Annotated in this window: 14 protein-coding genes, 1 pseudogene and 2 riboswitches; of the genes and pseudogenes, 14 read left to right on the top strand and 1 reads right to left on the bottom strand. The window is 37.0% G+C overall.

Annotation, left to right across the window (positions count from 1 at the left end):
* Nucleotides 1–497: 497 nt before the first annotated feature.
* The 4 genes and pseudogenes from CWO92_RS26710 to CWO92_RS23735 all read left to right on the top strand — a co-directional run.
* Nucleotides 498–974: a polymorphic toxin type 15 domain-containing protein gene (locus tag CWO92_RS26710; RefSeq protein ID WP_101356682.1), complete on the top strand. Its 477-nt coding sequence runs from the start codon at nucleotides 498–500 to the stop codon at nucleotides 972–974.
* Between the two features lie 14 nt (nucleotides 975–988).
* Complete coding sequence (locus CWO92_RS23725; protein WP_101356669.1) at nucleotides 989–1,531, top strand: T6SS immunity protein Tdi1 domain-containing protein; 543 nt, start codon at nucleotides 989–991, stop codon at nucleotides 1,529–1,531.
* Between the two features lie 278 nt (nucleotides 1,532–1,809).
* The gene (locus CWO92_RS23730) at nucleotides 1,810–2,322 is read left to right on the top strand and encodes an Imm6 family immunity protein (RefSeq protein ID WP_101356670.1); all 513 of its coding nucleotides are present in this window, start codon (nucleotides 1,810–1,812) and stop codon (nucleotides 2,320–2,322) included.
* A gap of 491 nt (nucleotides 2,323–2,813) precedes the next feature.
* Nucleotides 2,814–3,293 (top strand): annotated as a pseudogene (locus CWO92_RS23735) (recombinase family protein); the annotation flags it as partial.
* Nucleotides 3,294–3,765: 472 nt separating this feature from the next.
* Here the strand turns inward: CWO92_RS23735 and CWO92_RS23740 are convergent.
* Nucleotides 3,766–5,151, bottom strand: a complete 1,386-nt coding sequence (locus CWO92_RS23740; protein WP_101356683.1) for an amino acid permease — start codon at nucleotides 5,149–5,151, stop codon at nucleotides 3,766–3,768.
* 410 nt (nucleotides 5,152–5,561) lie between these two features.
* On the opposite strand from CWO92_RS23740, the gene CWO92_RS23745 reads away from it, so the two are divergent.
* The 10 genes from CWO92_RS23745 (at nucleotide 5,562) to ptsG (ending at nucleotide 20,372) form a co-directional block, all read left to right on the top strand.
* Nucleotides 5,562–6,113 (top strand): cysteine hydrolase family protein, encoded by a 552-nt coding sequence (locus tag CWO92_RS23745; RefSeq protein ID WP_101356671.1) that lies wholly within the window; start codon nucleotides 5,562–5,564, stop codon nucleotides 6,111–6,113.
* 395 nt (nucleotides 6,114–6,508) lie between these two features.
* Nucleotides 6,509–7,981, top strand: coding sequence for a nicotinate phosphoribosyltransferase (locus CWO92_RS23755; RefSeq protein WP_101356673.1), 1,473 nt, complete (start codon nucleotides 6,509–6,511; stop codon nucleotides 7,979–7,981).
* A 20-nt stretch (nucleotides 7,982–8,001) separates the two neighbouring features.
* Nucleotides 8,002–8,829 carry an NAD(+) synthase gene (nadE, locus tag CWO92_RS23760; RefSeq protein WP_101356674.1) on the top strand — a complete coding sequence of 276 codons (828 nt, stop codon included), beginning with the start codon at nucleotides 8,002–8,004 and terminating at the stop codon, nucleotides 8,827–8,829.
* A 206-nt stretch (nucleotides 8,830–9,035) separates the two neighbouring features.
* Nucleotides 9,036–9,992, top strand: coding sequence for an AAA family ATPase (locus CWO92_RS23765; protein ID WP_101356675.1), 957 nt, complete (start codon nucleotides 9,036–9,038; stop codon nucleotides 9,990–9,992).
* Nucleotides 9,993–11,189 carry a DUF58 domain-containing protein gene (locus CWO92_RS23770; protein WP_101356676.1) on the top strand — a complete coding sequence of 399 codons (1,197 nt, stop codon included), beginning with the start codon at nucleotides 9,993–9,995 and terminating at the stop codon, nucleotides 11,187–11,189.
* Nucleotides 11,186–13,393, top strand: coding sequence for a transglutaminase TgpA family protein (locus CWO92_RS23775; protein ID WP_101356677.1), 2,208 nt, complete (start codon nucleotides 11,186–11,188; stop codon nucleotides 13,391–13,393). Before CWO92_RS23770 ends, CWO92_RS23775 begins: the two co-directional genes overlap by 4 nt.
* Before the next feature lie 27 nt (nucleotides 13,394–13,420).
* Nucleotides 13,421–13,520: riboswitch (purine riboswitch) on the top strand.
* 335 nt (nucleotides 13,521–13,855) lie between these two features.
* A complete protein-coding gene (gene guaA / locus CWO92_RS23780) occupies nucleotides 13,856–15,409 on the top strand; it encodes a glutamine-hydrolyzing GMP synthase (protein WP_101356678.1) in 1,554 nt (517 codons plus the stop codon).
* A gap of 173 nt (nucleotides 15,410–15,582) precedes the next feature.
* Nucleotides 15,583–15,684, top strand: a riboswitch (purine riboswitch).
* Between the two features lie 108 nt (nucleotides 15,685–15,792).
* Nucleotides 15,793–17,121 (top strand): NCS2 family permease, encoded by a 1,329-nt coding sequence (locus CWO92_RS23785; RefSeq protein WP_101356679.1) that lies wholly within the window; start codon nucleotides 15,793–15,795, stop codon nucleotides 17,119–17,121.
* A 141-nt stretch (nucleotides 17,122–17,262) separates the two neighbouring features.
* The gene (glcT, locus tag CWO92_RS23790; protein ID WP_101356680.1) at nucleotides 17,263–18,105 is read left to right on the top strand and encodes a glucose PTS transporter transcription antiterminator GlcT; all 843 of its coding nucleotides are present in this window, start codon (nucleotides 17,263–17,265) and stop codon (nucleotides 18,103–18,105) included.
* Nucleotides 18,106–18,293: 188 nt separating this feature from the next.
* Nucleotides 18,294–20,372 (top strand): glucose-specific PTS transporter subunit IIBC, encoded by a 2,079-nt coding sequence (gene ptsG, locus CWO92_RS23795; protein ID WP_101356681.1) that lies wholly within the window; start codon nucleotides 18,294–18,296, stop codon nucleotides 20,370–20,372.
* Nucleotides 20,373–20,672: the final 300 nt, after the last annotated feature.

Raw genomic sequence — 20,672 nt, forward strand, 5'->3', positions numbered from 1 at the left:
GAGGAGTATTGGCTCCTCTGGATATTGTTCCAGGAGTAAGCGGGGTATCGAAATTCAGCAGCGCAGTGCGAGTGGCGCATCTTGGGGAGGATGTGGGAGCGTTAGGATTAAGGACAGGAGCGAAGCTAAAAGGAGAACTCAATCAAATCCATAACTTAGTGAAGGCGACTGGAGAGCAATCCATCCCACGCTTGAAACGCGCCCAAGCCGCTGTGCAAGATTTCTCTAACATAGTGAAAAATAAAGTTGTTAGAGATACAATAGAAGCAGGACAATTAGTCGATAATGCAATCACAGGAATGAAAAGCCTAATCCCTTCAGAAAAACGAGTAATGTTGACATCGACAGGCCACAAGATAAATATTCCTGCGGAGAATACTCATGCGGTGGAGAATAGTCTCAAGGATTTCTTTAGTAGGTTTGAGGGAATTAACCCTGGGGGTATTAAGGGTACGGGTAATGTAAAGCATTTAGATGATGTACCTACAATAAAAGAAATTGAAGTCAACTTTAAAAGAAATGTTAAACATGACTCCGAAGAGTTTGCAAGACAATTAAAAGACCAAGAAAAAGGTATGAATGAACTTACAGTTGATGAGTATTTAAAAAATCGTGAGAAGTATATTGAACAAGGGCGTGCAATTGAAGGTAACGCTGCACAACAAGCTGCTAGGGAAGAAGCTTATGTACAAAAGATAAATGAACTACAAAGAGAAGGATTAACGTTATCGAAAGCTAAGAAAATAGCTAAGGAGTGGTTAAATACTCAAGCTGCACTGCACAACCCAGACCAGATAGCGGGAGGAAAGGCAGAAGTAATAGGAGGTTTGGGAGATAAGAGAATTAATTCATCAATAGGTAGTCAATGGCGGTATAGGATTGATATTGTTGATGAACAAATCAAGGAATTAGCAAAAAGTATGACACCAGAACAACTAAAAAATACTTATTTGAATGTGAAATTAACACATTAGTGGGAGGAGTTTAAATGGAAAAATACTTAAAAGATTTTAAATTGCATAATAAAGTTCCCAGTGAAATCATTGAAAAATATAGGCAACTGGTACCAAATGAAATTATAGATTTATGGAGTAATTATGGATTTGGTACATTTATGCAAGGGTATTTTAAAAGTGTAAATCCAGAGGAATTTAAAGAGATTTTGGAGGAGAGTAGTCAAAGATACAAGGATTCAGTGGTGTTGTTTGCTACAGGTATGGGTGACCTAGTTATTTGGTCAGATGGATATGTTAGACTACTTAATTACAGGTACGGTGTGGTAAAGACAATTATGTTTACATTTGAATTTTTCTTTCAAAATATTAATGATTTGGAATTTAAAGATGAAGATTTGTCTTGGCAACCTTACCCCGAAGCCCTTAAACAATATGGTGAGTTGGATTATGATGAGTGCTTCGGCTATACACCTCTATTAGGTTTAGGTGGAGCAGAAAAAGTTGAGAACCTAAAGAAAGTAAAATTGAAGGAACATATTCTTATTATTACTGAATTTATGGGACCAGTTCAGTAATGTTCAAGATTATGTTACAGAATTAACTATAAGCACTTGATTGCCTTATTAGGCAACAGGTGTTTTTGTTTTTTTGTTAGAAATTTTAACTTTGGACGACATTGGATCAAGGACTTGCAAACGATAAAGTTCCACCTGGTGTGTTAAAGCAATTAAGTTTAAAATATCCTAATCTAATTATCGAAGTAACATCAGAAATTGATGAAAGCGTTAAAGTAACTGGTAGACTTAATCTGAAGATAAAAAATGGAAAATTTATTGATTAGTTGGAGGTTATTATGATAAATATAAACTACGGTAGTTTAACAGAAGAAGGTAAAGTAATATTTTTTCTTGGACTTTCTGAAAAAGTGATATCGGTATTATCACAAAAGGAAGATCAAATTTTAGCTCAGGAAGTTATATATAGATGTTGGGAATGGGTAAAGGATAAAGAAAATATAGGGGATATTCTTTATGAATTATTGGATAATGAGGAAAATGGTATAACTATAATTCAAGAGATGTCAGATAATGAAAAAGATGTTGAAGCTTGGAACTGTATTATTGATGCAGTTGCTTATACTAGTAGAAAAGCATTTGAAAGAGAAGGTGTCAAATATTATCCAGAACCAATTGCTTTAGTTGATGATACTTTAGTAGACCATTTTATGGACTGTTTTGAAAGAAGTATAGAGAATGCAGATCGTTATATTCAAAAAATAAATTTTTTCTTGGAAGATTATAAGAATGGGAATATTGCGACTGATTTACGGACAGACGTTTTAAGAAGATTACAAATTCGGAATTAACTATTTACTCTATGATTTTGTGAACTTTTTTGGTTAGAGTTAAAAATTCAAAAGGATGTTTACATTCAATATAGTTGCAGGAATCCCTATAATGCATAGAAAAAGCACTTGATTTCCTTTTAGGTAACATGTGCTTTTGTTTTTTAAAAAGTATTTTTACCTAGATGATTAAAATGCTTAAATGAGATTCAAAACTCATGATTGTTGACCATCAAGGTATTATGTTTTAATACTTGGAAACCACGAAAAGTACTAAAGCAGGCGAGATGACATTTTACATGGCAGGAATAGTTATGATATGGAATGGTTGACAAACTAACGAGATTGACAAAGCTCGTGGCGATAAAAGGTAAGTTATGTAGGAAGGTTACTAGTTTAGCAACAGGGCAGACAAAAATGGGGTTGTATTTTTACAAGAGACGGTCGTATAATACTCGCTAGTCGTTAAAAAGCGTTATATAAATTGTAATTTCTGTAACGGCAGGTCAAAGTTGAAGGTTGTCGGATTTATACGAGTCTCGACCCAAGGGCAAGCAAGAGATGGATACAGCTTGAAGTATCAAGGAGATGAAATCAAAGCATACCGTCAAGAACACGGCATGTACTTGATACACAATTTTAGAGATGAAGGAATTTGTGGAGCCAGACTGAATGAAGAAGCATTAGAATTTGACGGGTGGGCTTATAGGAAATGTTGGCTCACCTTTTGTCTGTCCAAGTTGATTTTGTGGTGGAGCTCAACACAAGCCGATTATGGCGGTCAAATATTGTAAAGATGTTGATACAACGAGAGTTGAAGAAATATGGGTGTGATATTAAAAATATTGAACAGCCCTCGTACAAGTTCCATAAAAAAGACCCCAATGACTTTTTGGTAAACGGCTTAATGGAATTAGTAGACCAAAATAAACGACTTGAAATTGGCATTGAAGCTAACGAAAAGTAGAAATAAGAAGGCAAAGGAAGATGGTCTATATTGCACCTAATAAATAAACCGTTCTTTTTAAAAATGCAAAAGCTATTCAATCATATTTTTTATTAGCTTTCTTTTGGCTTTTATTAGTTTTGTTTAAGAGGAAATTTGTTCGATTAATTCTCGCGGGAATCTCAATAACTCTGCCAATAAAAAAAATCGCAAATAAAAAACCGGCACAACGGCCGGCACAATAAAGGAGGTACTAGACATCTTTTTGGGGGGAAGAGTCTAGTTAGTATTTTGCTGCTGCTTGTCTGTAAGACTATTTATATCTTAATACGCAAATCCTAAAGTTTCATGAAAGAAAAATGATAATTCAATGAGAAACAAAATGTTCACAAATACAAAAAGCGAAAGCGCCTGTCCATAGACCTACAAACTGTGGGGCTTCGATTGGACAAATAAACACAGAAATTGTACCATACACACAAAAAAAGAAGAGCAATTCATGCTCTTCTTCCAACTTTTTACTTCTCGATATCAAATTCACATTCTTCTAAAGGTACAACCTTTGTTTTCTTTATAAATTTATACCCAAACCACATTACTAAAAATAGTGGGATACCTAAATATGCTGCGACTGCTCCCATCCAATCGATTTTTTCACCTAAAAATGCTTGGTAGTCTTGGGCTAGAATAACGATTAGACAAACCACAAAGGCAAGAATCGGTCCAAATGGATAGAACTTAGCACGGTATGGGAGCTGATCTAGGGAATGACCTTGTGCAACAAAAGCCTTCCTGAACCGATAATGGCTTACTGCAATCCCGAGCCAAAAAATAAACCCTGTTACACCAGCTGCATTTAATAGCCATATATAAATAGCTCCATCTCCATAAATGGAAGCAAGAAAAGCAAGCATTCCGACAATAGTTGTAATGATAAGGGCGGGAACTGGAATTCCTCGTTTGTTTAACTTACCTAAGAAGCGAGGCGCTTGTCCTTCGCGAGCCATGGCATACAAAATTCGGGTCGAAGCATATAAACTGGAGTTTCCGGCTGATAATACGGCTGTTAAGATGACCGCATTCATAACAGATGCTGCGAACGCTAGACCGGCTTTTTTAAATACTAAGGTAAAAGGACTCACCATAATATCATCGCTTTGCAAACTTTCTGTTGTATAAGGAATAATGAGCCCGATAACGAATATCGCTAGAACATAAAATAATAGAATGCGCCAGAAAATACTGCGAGTAGCTTTTGGAACACTGACACTAGGATTTTCGCTCTCACCTGCTGCCACCCCAATGATTTCCGTACCTTGGAAAGAGAACCCTGCTGTAAGGAAGACACCTAATACTGCCAAGAATCCTCCGTGAAAAGGTGCATCTTTTACAGTGAAGTTCTTAAATCCAATGGCATGTCCACCATTCATAATTCCAATTATCATCAAAAGACCCACAACAATAAAGATAATGATTGTGGCTACTTTAATAAAGGAAAACCAATACTCTCCTTCGCCATAGCCTTTAACAGATAATATATTCAATCCAAAAATGATGATGATGAAAATGCCGCTCCATAACCATGACGGGCTATGGGGGAACCAGAATTTCATTACAAGGGTAGAAGCGGAAAGCTCTGCTGCAAGGGTAATGGCCCAGCTATACCAGTAATTCCATCCTAACGCAAATCCGAGTGCAGGATCGATAAATTTTGTGGCATATGTGCTGAAAGCCCCGCTAGTCGGCATAAATGCCGCTAACTCTGCAAGACCAGTCATAATAAAATAAACCATAACGCCGATGATTATATATGCTAACAAAGCTCCTCCCGGTCCGGCAGAGTAAATAGCAGAACCACTTCCTAAAAATAATCCGGTACCAATGGAACCTCCAAGAGAAATCATGGTTAAATGCCGTGCTTTTAAGCTGCGCTTTAACTCAGTTTGTTTAGTAGTTTGATGTTTATTCGTAGATTGGTTACTCACATCCACACCCCCTAAGATGATTAAATAATATAAGTGCTGAATAATTATGCAAGCAATCTTTTTCTATCATAAACGTAAATGAATATATTGAAAAGGGGAAAATCCTTACATTTATAATATCAGTAATTTCGGATTTTATTAATATTTTTTACACATTTTCAATAGGTTATTGGGTTAAATACTTATTATTGAATTCTACTTTATATATTTCTGGCCCTAGTTCCTATCTGCTAGCAGATAGGCAAGGCGCTTGCCCTTTTCTTATTTTCTTCAATTAGTGTAAAATGATAATGCAAGTTCTTATTAATCCGTTTGGGGGTTGGGGTTATATGTTGAAAAAGGCACTTATTAATATTGACTATACATATGATTTTGTTGCGGATGCTGGGAAACTTACATGTGGCAAACCAGGGCAAGACATCGAGGAAAAGGTTGTGGCACTGACAAAAGAGTTCCTCGATCGTGGTGATTTTGTTGTGTTTGCCGTGGACTGTCATCAGGAGGGAGATATTCTTCATCCAGAGACTAATCTTTTTCCACCGCATAATATAGAAGGAACAAGCGGCCGTGACCTATACGGTTCCTTACAGTCTTTATACAATCAACATAAAAAACTTGAGAATGTACATTATATGGATAAAACAAGATATAGTGCGTTTGCAGGAACGGACTTAGAGATAAAACTAAGAGAACGCGGAATAGAAGAGCTGCACCTATGCGGGGTATGTACGGATATTTGTATCCTTCACACAGCTGTAGATGCTTACAACAAAGGTTTTCGGTTGGTGATTCATTCAAGTGCCGTTGCAAGTTTCAATAAGATCGGCCATGAATGGGCACTCGAACATTTTAAAAATACATTAGGAGCTAATGTCCTTTAAATAAGTAAAGCGGAGGCGCCTTGCTCATCGGCGTAGGGATTTCATAGTCGCAGGCTCGAGATAAAGGAAACACAGTGAGGTAGTGCACGAACTATGGAAAATTGCACTACCAATTTCACCAAGTGAAATTAGAAATGCAATTTTACCAAGTGAAATTAGAAATGCAATTTCACCAAGTGAAATTAGAAGTGCAATTTCACCAAGTGAAATTAGAAGTGCAATTTCACCAAGTGAAATTAGAAGTGCAATTTCACCANAGTGAAATTAGAAGTGCAATTTCACCTGCTGTTGATTATCGTAGGGAAGAGACGGAGAAATCTGCTAGCCAATAGGCGCTGTAGCTAGACATATTTATAATGAAAAAGGCGCCTTAGCAGCATAAGGAGTGGGGTTTGATGGTTCGGGTTTATAATGATGATAGCTTAACCCTTCATACAGACTTATATCAAATTAATATGGCAAAAACGTACTGGCAAGATGGTATACATGAAAGGAAAGCTGTTTTCGAAGTGTTCTTTAGAAAGCTTCCATTTGATAATGGGTATGCCATTTTTGCTGGGTTAGAAAGAATTGTTGAATATTTGAATCAGTTTCGTTTTACGGAGGAAGATATTGAATATCTGCGAAGTGAGATAGGGTATGAAGAAGAATTTTTACAATACTTAAAGGATCTACGATTTACTGGGACGGTCCGAGCGATGCATGAGGGAGAATTAGTTTTTGGAAATGAGCCAATGATTCAGGTGGAAGCACCTCTTGCGCAAGCACAAATTATTGAAACGGCATTGCTTAACATTGTGAATTTCCAAACATTAATTGCCACAAAAGCCGCTAGAATCAAGCATGTCGTTGGAGAAGAGACAGTTATGGAATTCGGTTCAAGGCGTGCCCAAGAGCTGGATGCTGCTATTTGGGGGACAAGGGCAGCCTTTATCGGTGGCTTTAATGCAACCAGCAATGTAAGAGCTGGAAAACGATTCGGAATTCCAGTCTCAGGGACCCACGCCCATGCGATGGTTCAGGCATATCGAGATGACTATACAGCATTTAAAAAATACGCAGAAAGTCACCGGGATTGTGTATTCCTTGTTGATACGTATGATACCTTAAAATCTGGTGTTCCAAATGCCATTAGAGTAGCAAAGGAATTTGGAGATAAGATTAATTTCATTGGAATTCGTCTTGATAGCGGGGATATGGCCTTTTTATCAAAAGCCGCCAGAAAAATGCTGGATAACGCAGGATTTCCCAATGCAAAAATTGTCGCATCCAGTGATTTAGATGAATATACAATTTTACATTTAAAATCGCAAGGTGCGAAAATAGATGTTTGGGGCGTAGGAACGAAACTAATTACAGCTTATGATCAACCTGCTCTAGGGGCGGTATATAAAATGGTTTCCATTGAAGATGAAAATGGAAATATGCAGGATACCATTAAGATTTCAAGTAATGCCCATAAGGTAACCACACCTGGATTAAAGAATGTGTACAGGATCATTAATAAGGAAACTTTAAAATCTGAAGGGGACTATATTGCTTTGCGAGATGAAGATGTTCCTTCACAAAAAGAATTAAAAATGTTTCATCCTGTTCACACATATATCAGTAAAGTGGTGACTCATTTTGAGGCTAGGAATTTACTACATGATATATTTGTTAATGGTGAATTTGTGTATGAACTGCCATCCCTTCACGAAATTCAAGGATATTCAAAAGAAAGTTTGGCACTTCTCTGGGAAGAATATAAGCGTTCGCTTAACCCTCATGAATACCCGGTGGACTTAAGTCAAAAATGTTGGGATAATAAAATTAAAAACATTGAAGAAGTAAAAAAGCATGTGAAAGACTTATCGAAATCATTTTAAAAACGCCGGGAGGTTATAAAATGGAAAGTCTGCGTAAACAAATAATAGAAGAAATGAAAGTAAAGCCAACGATTGATCCGAAAGAGGAAATACGCACTAGTGTCGACTTTTTAAAAGCCTATTTGAGAAAGTATCCTTTTTTTAAGGGGTTTGTACTGGGACAATCTGGGGGGCAAGATTCTACCTTAACAGGGAAGCTTGCTCAAATCGCTATTAATGAATTGAAGGAAGAGACAGGCAATCAAGATTACAAATTTATTGCTGTTCGACTTCCATATGGAGTACAAAAAGATGCACAAGATGTAGAAGATGCCATTCAATTTATCCAGCCAGATAAAGATGTAACGGTTAATATAAAACCAGCTGTAGATGCTCTGGAGGATTCTTTTAAAGAAGCTGGTATTGTGATTTCAGATTTTGAAAAAGGGAACGTTAAGGCAAGAGAACGAATGGTTGTGCAATATGGTATTGCAGCAATGGAAAACTGTGTAGTTCTTGGAACCGATCATTCGGCAGAAGCAATTACTGGATTTTATACTAAATACGGCGATGGTGGAGCAGACCTGGTTCCTATTTTCCGCTTAAATAAGCGTCAAGGCAAAATGTTATTGAAAGAATTAGGTTGCCCTGAGCACTTATACCTAAAGACACCGACCGCAGATCTTGAAGATGATCGTCCACAATTACCGGATGAAAGTGCTCTGGGAGTATCGTATGATGATATTGATAATTATTTAGAAGGCAAAGAGGTTTCTAAACAGGCACAGGAAACCATTGAAGCCCTTTATAAAAAGTCGGAGCATAAGCGTCACTTACCTATTAACGTTTTTGATGATTTTTGGAAGTAACATTTCGGAGGGAGTTCCTATGAGCTCTCTCTTTTTTATTTGACCGTCACCTAAAATTTCCAGGGAATAGAATGAATAAAAAGAATCTATAATACAATTCCATTTCCTGCTTTTTCTCCTAGGCATTTCATAGTATGCTATAAATAGAGCCTAAATATTAGGAATTTTCCAAAGCATTTCACATTTCCCGAACATGGAGGTAAAAGATGACTACAAATCATATGCATCCAAAGTTAAAACAAGTGTTGAATAATATTGAAAAAGTAATGATAGGAAAAACAAATGTTGCAGAGCTCAGCCTTGTTGCTTTACTGGCAGAAGGGCATGTACTTCTGGAGGATGTTCCAGGAGTCGGAAAAACCATGATGGTTCGTGCCTTAGCAAAATCCGTCAATGCAACATTTAAGAGAATCCAATTTACACCTGACTTATTACCATCCGATGTAATCGGTGTTTCGATATTTAATCCGAAAGATTTAGAATTCCAATTTAGACCTGGTCCTATTATGGGGAATATTATTCTGGCAGATGAAATTAATCGTACATCACCGAAAACACAGTCTGCCTTATTAGAAGGAATGGAAGAAAGCAGTGTTACGGTTGATGGTGTTACAAGGTATCTGGATAAACCTTTCTTTGTAATGGCTACCCAAAACCCAATCGAATATGAAGGTACCTATCCTTTACCAGAGGCGCAGCTAGATCGGTTCTTATTAAAAATGAAAATGGGTTATCCGGAAGTAGATGAAGAGATTGAAATATTGAGCAGGGCTGAAAAGCAAGCGCCAATCGAAAGTCTGCAATCTGTCATCTCTCTTCAGGAATTAAGAGAATTACAAAATGAGGTAAAGGAAGTTTATGTTGATCATAGTATTAAACAATATATTGTCAGTATTGCCCATCAAACGAGAATCCATGGGAATGTATATCTGGGGGTAAGCCCGCGTGGTTCTATTGCTTTAATGAAAGCGACACAAGCATATGCCTTTTTGAGAGGAAGAGATTTTGTCATACCTGATGATGTTCAATATCTTGCACCTTATGTATTTTCACACCGCATTATTTTGAAATCTGAAGTGAAATATGGAGGAATGTCACCGGAGGATATTGTGTATGAAGTAATTCGATATATTCGTGTACCTGTTCAAAAGGTAGTGAAGTAAATGAAAATAAAGTGGAAAATGAAAACATGGATGAAAATAGTCCTCCTATTCATCACCCTCGGTATTGTCTTTTCCTATGCAATGTTTCAGGGGGGCTTTGTAAGCTGGTTTTTGTTCTATAGTTTTACTCCATTTGCCCTATATGCACTGCTTGTGGCGTTTTATCCTATGAGCGACTTTAAGGTAGAACGAACATTTAATGGTGATAGCTATAGTGTTGGAGATAAGTTGGAAATTACAATCTCTCTGGAAAGAAAAGTTCCTTTCCCTTTATTCTTTTTTGTTATTCAAAACGATACAACAATTACTGAAAAATCGGAGGAACTCATTCTTTATCCGTGGTTTAAGAGGGGAATAAGTGTTATTTATACTGTTGAAAATTTGCATAGGGGGGAACATATTTTTGGAGATATTACCATTAAAAGTGGGGATTTTCTGGGGCTGATTTTGAAAAATCGAGTTATACGAGATTCAAAAACTATTCTTGTGTATCCTTCCTATATCGATATGGTATATCGATCTATTGAAAGCCGCTATGAACAGGGAGCTTCTGCCTCTCAGATTAGACTTCAAAATGATTCTACAATGGTAACCGGTGTAAGGGAATATCAACCTGGTGATCGCTTTACATGGATAGACTGGAAATCTACGGCGAAAAAGAATGAAATGCAGACAAAGGAATTTGAGGAACGTCAGTCTCATGATATTTCCATTGTATTAGATAGGACACCGTCCAAGAGCTTTGAATCGATGGTGAAATTTTCTGCGTCCCTTATTAGAACTATTATTAGACATGGAGGACAAATTGGTATTTACTCTGTTGGAAAAGAGCACTCCATCTTTCCTATTCGAGGTGGAGAAGAGCACCAGCATCAGCTATTTTATCATCTCGCAAGGGTGAAGGCCGATAGCAACACACCGGTTTACACCATTCTCGATGGGGATAAGGCATTCTATCAACAAGCTGCGGCTATCATGATTGTAACCTCAACCCTTTCCCAATCATTGTTAGATAGTTCGCACAAGTTTACAAAAAGAACAGGGTCTGTTGTTATTTTTGTTATAAAAGAGAATGGAGAAAGGGTTACACATGAAGAAAATGCCTTACATGATCAGGCTTTAAGAAACGGGACATATGTGAGATTCCTTTATGATGAAGGTTTTCGTTCTGCCTTATTGGGGGTGAAGCAGAGATGAGACAAACGATTCGCGATAACAAAGGCTTTGTTATTATTTTATATGTCTTTAGTTTCTTTCTCTTGTGGGAATGGATCAGACCTTTAGAGACAATAACAGATACAGGAAATGTCTACTTATTTGTACTGTACATTCTTATGTCCTTTGCTCTTTATTTGTTTACGATAAGAAAAGGTATTGATATTATACTGAAGTTTTTCTTTATCCTCATATCTCTTCATCATTTGTATTACCAACAGCCCTTGTATAAATGGAGCTGGATGATGGATTTTTGGGGAAACTTTATCCATAACTTGAAGAGACTTTTTAGCGGCAATTGGGACCTTTTATCAGGTGAGTTCCGCAGTCTTTTATTCTTCATTTTACTTTGGCTTATTACCTATCTTTTGAAATACTGGCTTACAGTACGAAGGAATGTATTTATTTTTTTTGTAATGACCGTCATATATATCACCATCTTAGACACATTTACCCCTTACCGCGGAGAATGGCCAATCGTTCGAACTATCATTATTGGCTTTATTTTACTTGGTATTCTTCACTTTAAAAGAATTTCAGAACAAAACAGAGTAGCAAATAATAAAGATAATTGGTTTAGGTGGATGGTTCCACTCACTGTCATGATAAGTGCATGCACTCTATTTGCATTGGCTGCTCCGAAAGCAGACGCTATTTGGCCGGACCCCGTACCATATATTAAATCGCATGTGGGAAAAGACAAACATAATGGCAAAGGCTCCGGCGGAGGAAGAACCGTAGGATATCGTTCAGATGATTCTCAATTAGGCGGACCATTTCAAGGGGATAATACCGTTGTTTTTAGAGCAAAAGCACCCTCTAGACAATATTGGCGGGTAGAAACTAGGGATACGTATACAGGAAAAGGGTGGATAAATACGGAGAATGTGTCTACTGATATTTTTTCCTCTGGTTCTCTTGCAAATACTTCTGTAACTAACAGTATGATAGAAGGTGTAAAAGAGGAAAAGGCTGATATCCATTTTAAGCGAAATAATTATACGATTGTATATCCATATGGATTACTAAGAATAGTAGGAAAAAGTGGGATGGATAGATTTATCACTAATATTGGAACGGATAAGATAGATATTTTTAGTGAAGATCCTAAAAAGGCACTGAATGATTATACCGTTATTTATACCTCTCCACAATATAGTGTTAAAGCTTTAAAAGAACCCCCGCAACATGAATTTGTATACCCTAGTGAGACTTTGCAGCTGCCGGACACATTGCCACAAAGAGTACGTGACTTGGCTGAGAAAATAACTGCGAGCAAAGATAATGAATACGATAAGGCAAAAGCGATAGAACAATATTTTCAAATGAATGGATTTGTCTATGACCAGAAAAATGTCGCTATTCCAAATCAGAATCAAGATTATGTGGATCAATTTTTGTTTGAAACAAAAAGAGGATATTGTGATAATTTTTCCACCTCCATGGTTGTTTTGCTCCGCTCGGTTGGGATTCCGGCACGATGGGTTAAAGGATATTCTGGTGGAGATTATGTGGATACGGTGGATGAAATGTATAAATTATATGATGTTACGAATAATAACGCCCATTCATGGGTAGAGGTTCTATTTCCGAATGTAGGATGGGTGCCTTTTGAACCAACCGTTGGGTTTGCCAATAACGCGATTTTTAAGGACGATGAGGAAAACAAGGCTGTAAATTCTACAACCCCTGACGATCAAATGAAAAAAAACCAGCCGCAAAAGAATCAAATGGAGCAAGCATCTCAACAAAATACTTCAACAACAGAAAAGTTCTCCTTTAAAGCGGAGTGGAACAAAATTTGGAATTATATAAAGCTGCATTGGCTGCGTTTAGTAATGATTCTAGGTGTGCTTCTTTTAATGGTTGGGTATATATATTGGAAACGCAGTAAATGGTTACCGTTTTACTTGGTATACCGTTACCGGAGGAAGAAGGATCCAGATACCTTTTCTAAGGCGTATTTATCGTTATTGAAGCAATTAGAGAGATATGGAATTCGGAAACAAAACGGTCAGACATTAAGAGAGTTTGCTAAACATGTAGACACCTTCTTTGAAACCAATGCAATGAGACTACTCACAGAGCATTATGAAAGGGTTATTTATAGAGGTGGTCAAACAAGTATCAAGTGGGAAGATACGCGTGAATTATGGGAAAATTTAATTAAAAAGACAAGCAGTTGACCCAGACCACAATCAATTATACAATGATACAAAATATAAGTTGCACTTCATATAATTTTGATAATATGGTTCAGAAGTTTCTACAAATCACCGTAAATGATTTACTATGAAGGCAGTTTTATTCTATTGTTTTTGAATTAAGGTAGATGCAATTGCGCACTGTCTTAAGTGTTTTTGTTGTTCCTCAAAAACTAGAATTCTGCCTTCTATTGTTATTATTTGAGGCGGAAATTCTAGTTTTTTTATTTTGTATGAATGTGAAACTGAAGAATAAATTTTTGTAAGGTATTTAACATTAAAAAAGATAACTGTTTGTCTGGTTCCTACTCCTATCGACTAGCAGATACGATCAAGTCTTCATAGCCACATCGTGTTTTTCTTAGGTTTTACGTCGAATCTGCAATAGGAAGTATGTCGATCAACAGGAGAATACACTTTTCTAATTAATGGAGGATAGTCCTAATGACTGAAAATGTAAGCATTCAAAACCAAGAAATGATCGTTGTACTGGATTTTGGCAGCCAATACAATCAATTAATTACAAGAAGAATTCGTGAATTCGGTGTTTATAGCGAGCTTCATCCTCATACACTGACGGCTGAACAAATTAAGGCGATGAATCCAAAAGGCATTATCTTTTCTGGTGGTCCTAATAGTGTGTATGATGAGAATGCATTCCGATGTGACGATGCAATATTTGATTTGGGTATTCCGGTTCTAGGGATTTGTTATGGTATGCAATTGATGACCAAACATTTTGGTGGAAAGGTAGAGCCTGCTAAACATCGTGAATATGGAAAAGCGAAAATTAATATTCAATCACCATCAAAGCTTTTTGAAAATCTGCCAACCGAGCAAGTAGTTTGGATGAGCCATGGGGACTTGGTAACGGAAACCCCAGACGGATTTACTGTAAATGCAACAAGTCCATCTTGCCCAATTGCATCCATGAGTGATCCATCCAGGAATTTGTATGCTGTTCAGTTCCATCCGGAAGTACAGCATTCAGTATATGGAAACGATATGTTAAAGAACTTTGTATTCCATGTTTGTGAGTGTGAAGCAAATTGGTCTATGGAGAATTTTATTGAACTGGAAATGCAAAAAATCCGTGAAACGGTCGGCGATAAAAAAGTTCTTTGTGCGTTAAGTGGTGGTGTTGATTCCTCTGTTGTAGCGGTGTTGATTCATAAAGCCATTGGCGATCAATTAACTTGTATCTTTGTGGACCATGGCCTGTTGCGTAAAGGGGAAGCAGATAGCGTTATGAAGACATTTGCGGAAGGTTTCCATATGAATGTCATAAAAGTAGATGCTAAAGACCGCTTCTTAAAGAAACTTGAAGGAGTTTCGGATCCTGAGAAAAAACGAAAAATAATTGGAAATGAATTCATTTATGTCTTCGACGACGAGGCTAAAAAGCTTGAAGGTATTGATTTTCTTGCCCAAGGTACACTTTACACAGACATTATTGAAAGTGGAACAGCAACAGCGCAAACGATTAAATCCCATCATAATGTTGGGGGCTTACCAGAAGACATGCAATTTACTCTCATTGAGCCATTAAATACATTATTTAAAGATGAAGTAAGGGCGCTGGGAACGGAACTTGGAATTCCAGATGAAATTGTCTGGAGACAGCCTTTCCCTGGTCCTGGTTTAGGAATTCGTGTTTTAGGCGCTATTTCTGAAGATAAATTAGAAATCGTTCGGGAATCCGATTTTATCTTGCGAGAAGAGATTAAAAAAGCAGGGCTGGAGCGTGAGATTTGGCAATACTTTACGGTTCTCCCTGATATTAGAAGCGTCGGTGTTATGGGAGATGCCCGTACGTATGATTATACAATCGGTATTCGTGCTGTAACATCCATTGATGGGATGACTTCCGACTGGGCAAGAATTCCGTGGGATGTACTAGAAACCATCTCTACCAGAATTGTAAACGAAGTGGCACATGTAAACCGCGTAGTTTATGACATCACAAGCAAGCCACCGGCAACAATTGAGTGGGAATAAGGTTTAAAGTGGATGGAGTTTTCGGTCCCTTTTCCCATATTAAACATTAAGTAAGTAAAAACTTAATAAATATTAAAAGTAAAAAATACGAACGTAATTATAAAAAGATATAAAAACGTTCGTATTTTTCATTGACAGAATAATTAGCTGTTGGTATGATACAAATGTACTAATTAATGATCTTAATATTGTGTCGTATAATGTTGGGAATATGGCCCAAGAGTTTCTACCGAGCTACCGTAAATGGCTTGACTACGAGGCAATTGTGATAGGAATGGTTTTATTTCTATCTTTACATATGCCTATAGTCAAACGCTTCGGTGGATACCGAAGCGTTTTTTCGTTCATTATATTAAAATGAAAAACTTTAGGGGGAAATACACATGCAAAAGTATTTTCAGTTTAGAGAACTGGGAACTAGTTATCGTCAAGAATTTTTGGGCGGTTTGACAACCTTTTTAGCAATGGCCTACATTCTTGTTATTAATCCATTAACCTTATCTCTTTCTAGTGTAAAAGGATTGCCTGATGCGATGAGGATGGATCAAGGTTCTGTATTCGTAGCAACGGCCATTGCATCTGCAGTCGGATCTATAATAATGGGACTTTTAGCGAAATACCCTTTAGCATTAGCTCCAGGAATGGGGTTAAATGCATTCTTTGCATACAGTGTTGTGTTAGGTAGTCATATTCCTTGGCAACATGCACTCGGAGCAGTTCTTATATCCGGAGTTTTCTTCTTCCTATTAACACTTACAGGCTTACGTGAAAAAATCATTAACGCGATTCCAGTACAGCTAAAACATGCTGTCGGAGCGGGAATTGGTTTATTTATTACCTTCCTCGGATTGCAAAATGCAAAAATTATTGTGAACGATGATGCAACCCTTGTTGGATTGGGAGATCTTACGAATGGCGATACATTACTTGCGATCTTCGGAATTTTTATTACTGTCATTCTGATGACAAGAAATATAAAAGGCGCTGTCTTTTATGGAATGATTATTACAGCGATTGTAGGAATGATTTTTGGTTTAATCGATGTGCCTCATAAAGTAGTAGACAAGGTTCCTAGTGTAAGCCCTACGTTTGGTGCCGTGTTCTCCTCATTCGGAGACAGTTCATTCTGGTCCACTACTATGATTGGTGTTATTCTTACCTTTTTATTTGTTGATTTCTTTGATAACGCTGGAACACTTGTGGCTGTAGCTAGCCAAGCAGGTTTGATGAAAGACAATAAGCTTCCGAATGCAGGAAAAGCATTGGTGTCTGATTCTATTGCTACTATGGTTGGAGCAGTACTTGGAACATCTACAACAACATCTTTTGTAGAGTCAACATCTGGTGTAGCGGCCGGTGCCCGAACAGGATTTGCTTCATTGGTGACTGCAGCATTCTTTATACTTTCTTTATTCTTCTTTCCGCTATTATCAGTTGTAACGGCGCCAGTAACAGCGCCTGCTCTTATTATTGTTGGTGTTCTAATGGTTACATCCTTAAGACATATTGAGTGGGATAAATTCGAAATAGCGGTACCTGCATTCTTAACGATGATTGCAATGCCATTATCTTATAGTATCGCAACAGGAATTGCGATTGGCTTTATCTTCTATCCAATTACAATGATTGTAAAAGGAAGAATCAAAGAAATTCATCCAATTATGTATTTCTTCTTTGTTATCTTTTTGCTTTACTTCATCTTCTTGAAATAAATTGTACAAAGGAGTCGTGTTTCTATACGCGGCTCTATTTTTTATTTCGATTTTAAGATAACAAAATTGATTACTGCAAAATTTTTCGATACACTTAGGCTACATGAATTTTATAGGGAATATGGCTAGGGAGATATGAGGATGGAAGCATTTACTATAAAAAAGGCATTAAATAACAATGTGTTGATTGTGGAGCATCCGATATATGATGAGGTTGTTCTTATAGGTAAGGGGATTGGTTTTAACCGTAAAAAGGGTGACAGTATCTCGAAAGAGTCAGCGGAAAAGATGTTTGTTTTAACCAATGAAAAGGAACAGGAACAATATAAGAAATTATTGCCTTATATTGATGAAGAAATGCTAAACGTAATTATCTCGGCCATTGAGTTAATACGGAAACGAACAGCTTCTATTTTAAACGAACATATCCATGTTGCCTTAACCGATCATATTTTGTTTTCTATTCATCGTCTAATGAGAGGGCTATCCATTAAGAACCCTTTCTTAGTTGAAACAAAAGTGATGTACCCTACAGAATATGCAATTGCAGAAGAAGTGATTGATCTTATCAATAACTCGGCCAATATTGCTTTGCCTGAGGGAGAAATTGGTTTTATCGCTTTGCATATTCATAGTGCAGTAACGAATAAGGACTTATCTGAAGTTAATCAATACTCTCAGTTAGTGGCAAAATTGATTCAAACCATTGAAGACCAATTTAGAATGAAATTAAATAAGGAAGATATTCACTATATGAGACTTGTTCGGCATCTGCGTTATGCAATTGATAGAGTTATCACGGGTGAAAAAATTAAAGAACCGGATAAATTAACCTTATTTTTAAAGCAAGAATATCCCTTATGCTATAATCTTGCCTGGAAGTTAATTAAAATAATGCAACAAACGCTGAAAATGCCAGTATATGATGCAGAGGCGGTATATTTAACGATGCATCTTCAAAGGATTCAAAATAAGTTAGTCTAGTTATAGTACAAAATGTAACCACTTCCAAGAAATACATCTAATGATATATTAGATTTGACTGAATAAATCAGGCGTGAGAAAAGAACTATGAAATTGGATATAGGGATACAGACCTTTTTCCTCCTTCTTTTTTCATGCTTTTTTTGTGTCTTTTTAAAAACTTTCAATTAATAATGGAGATTTTGCTTATGTTTAAGAACATATTTGGCGTTTTGCAAAAAGTCGGTAAAGCATTAATGCTTCCGGTGGCGATTTTGCCGGCTGCAGGTATTTTGCTGGCTGTTGGTACAGCGTTGACAAACCCGACTCTTTTAGCTGTAGCTCCTTTTTTGGATGTAGTATGGGTAAAGCATATAGCGGATGTAATGGCCAATGCTGGGGATATAATCTTTAGTAACTTAGCGATGCTTTTTGCGGTTGGGGTTGCCATTGGATTATCCGGAGGAGAAGGGGTAGCTGGATTAGCAGCAATCGTAGGGTATTTAATTATGAATGTTACGATGGGAGTAGCGAAGGGACTTTCTCTTGGGGATGTTACTGGTAATCACGTGAATCCTGCGAATGCATTAGTATTAGGGATTCCAACACTTCAAACAGGTGTGTTTGGCGGGATTATTGTTGGTCTAATGGCAGCATATATGTACAATAAGCTCTTTGAAATTGAATTGCCGTCTTATTTAGGATTCTTTGCAGGAAAGCGGTTTGTGCCGATTGCAACGGCAGCCTCTGCTGTTGTTTTAGGATTAATCATGTTAGTTGTTTGGCCGCCTATCCAAGTGGGGCTTAATCATTTCTCTAATTTTATGTTAAATTCGCAACCTACTTTGGCAGCTTTTATCTTTGGATTAATCGAACGTTCATTGATCCCATTCGGTTTGCACCATATTTGGTATTCGCCGTTTTGGTTTGAGTTTGGTTCTTATACACCGCATGGTGCTTCAACACCTGTGCATGGTGATCAAGCTATTTTTATGGCAGAAATAAAAGATAGGGTTCAACATTTAACAGCTGGAACATTCCAAACAGGTAAATACCCATTCATGATGTTTGGTCTTCCTGCAGCTGCTTTAGCAATCTATCATGAAGCGCGACCTGAACGAAAAAAAATCGTAGCTGGTATTATGGGTTCTGCCGCCTTAACATCTTTTTTAACCGGCATTACAGAACCTATTGAGTTTTCTTTCTTGTTCGTTGCACCTGTATTATTTGGTATCCATGCTGTATTTGCCGGATTATCTTTTATGGTGATGCAATTATTAAATGTCAAAATTGGGATGACTTTCTCTGGAGGCTTAATTGACTTTGTTTTGTTTGGAGTCTTGAATAAACAAACACACTGGTGGTGGGTGATTCCAGTAGGTTTAGTGTTTGCAGTCATCTATTATTTTGGATTTCGCTTCGCAATACGCAAGTTCAATCTAAAAACACCCGGACGTGAAGAGGTAGAAGAGGAAACAGAGGGAACTACAAGTGCACCAACCTCTGATTTACCATACGACATATTAGAGGCGATGGGTGGAACAAAAAATATTGCAAACCTTGATGCATGTATCACAAGATTACGTATTCAAGTAGCGGATGTGAAAAATGTAAAAAAGGATCGTTTAAAGAAATTAGGTGCAACTGGTGTTCTTGAGGTAGGGAATAATATTCAAGTTATCTTTGGTCCAAAGTCAGATACCATAAAATCGCAAATGAAGGATATCATATCTGGCAAAAGACCGCGTAAATTAAAAACAAGCCCAAATGCAGAGGTAAGACAGAACACGGAAGAGATGTTACCGGGAGTTCTTCAATCTAAGGGTAAGGAGATCCATGAATCATATATATCTCCAGTTAAAGGGGAAATCAAGCCCATTACGGAGGTGCCTGATCCACTGTTCTCTGAAAAAACGATGGGTGATGGATTTGCTATTGTTCCGGAAGCTGGTGTTATCGTATCGCCTGTAGACGGAAAAATAGTAATTGTCTTCCCTACTAAGCATGCAATTGGATTAATGTCTGATGCTGGAAGAGAAATTTTAATCCATGTAGGTATTGATTCTGTAAATTTAAAAGGTGAAGGATTTGAGACATTAGTGAGGGATGGGGACTGTGTAGAAGCTGGGCAACCTTTAATGAAAGTAAATTTAGATTTTTTGAAAGAAAGAGTTCCTTCAATTATAACGCCAATTGTCTTCACGAATTTAAACATAGGAGAAACGGTAGTAATTGAAAAAGAAGGTCCTGTTGAATTAAAAGAACCTAATATTATTTCTATTAAATAGGAAGGACGGTCGATCCATCATGAAGGGATCGACTTTTTATTGAAATGGGTATATCTACCAGGTTTATTCTATTGACCTTATGTAAGTTAGGTGTTATTATATAAAAATCGACAAGGAAATTAGTTGGTATAAAATGTTTAAAGAAAAAATAGTGTTGACAATGCAATTCAGAGATGATATTATATTAAATGTCGCTTCTGATGAAATAAAAAAGTTGTTGACAATATAAACTCGAAACGATATAATATAAAAGTTGCTCCTTATAAAGCAACTGAGTATTGGTCTTTGAAAACTGAACAG

Source organism: Heyndrickxia camelliae, from assembly GCF_002844575.1.
GTDB classification, from domain to species: Bacteria; Bacillota; Bacilli; order Bacillales; family Bacillaceae_C; genus Margalitia; species Margalitia camelliae.

What these genes read in the sequence shown, in the direction of transcription:
- CWO92_RS23740 (WP_101356683.1), bottom strand. Translation starts at nt 5,151, where the DNA reads ATGATTTCTCTTGGAGGTTCCATTGGTACCGGATTATTTTTAGGAAGT.
- CWO92_RS23770 (WP_101356676.1), top strand. Translation starts at nt 9,993, where the DNA reads ATGAAAATAAAGTGGAAAATGAAAACATGGATGAAAATAGTCCTCCTA.
- ptsG (WP_101356681.1), top strand. Translation starts at nt 18,294, where the DNA reads ATGTTTAAGAACATATTTGGCGTTTTGCAAAAAGTCGGTAAAGCATTA.
- glcT (WP_101356680.1), top strand. Translation starts at nt 17,263, where the DNA reads ATGGAAGCATTTACTATAAAAAAGGCATTAAATAACAATGTGTTGATT.
- CWO92_RS23730 (WP_101356670.1), top strand. Translation starts at nt 1,810, where the DNA reads ATGATAAATATAAACTACGGTAGTTTAACAGAAGAAGGTAAAGTAATA.
- CWO92_RS23775 (WP_101356677.1), top strand. Translation starts at nt 11,186, where the DNA reads ATGAGACAAACGATTCGCGATAACAAAGGCTTTGTTATTATTTTATAT.
- guaA (WP_101356678.1), top strand. Translation starts at nt 13,856, where the DNA reads ATGACTGAAAATGTAAGCATTCAAAACCAAGAAATGATCGTTGTACTG.
- CWO92_RS23725 (WP_101356669.1), top strand. Translation starts at nt 989, where the DNA reads ATGGAAAAATACTTAAAAGATTTTAAATTGCATAATAAAGTTCCCAGT.
- CWO92_RS23745 (WP_101356671.1), top strand. Translation starts at nt 5,562, where the DNA reads ATGTTGAAAAAGGCACTTATTAATATTGACTATACATATGATTTTGTT.
- CWO92_RS23755 (WP_101356673.1), top strand. Translation starts at nt 6,509, where the DNA reads ATGGTTCGGGTTTATAATGATGATAGCTTAACCCTTCATACAGACTTA.
- nadE (WP_101356674.1), top strand. Translation starts at nt 8,002, where the DNA reads ATGGAAAGTCTGCGTAAACAAATAATAGAAGAAATGAAAGTAAAGCCA.
- CWO92_RS23765 (WP_101356675.1), top strand. Translation starts at nt 9,036, where the DNA reads ATGACTACAAATCATATGCATCCAAAGTTAAAACAAGTGTTGAATAAT.
- CWO92_RS23785 (WP_101356679.1), top strand. Translation starts at nt 15,793, where the DNA reads ATGCAAAAGTATTTTCAGTTTAGAGAACTGGGAACTAGTTATCGTCAA.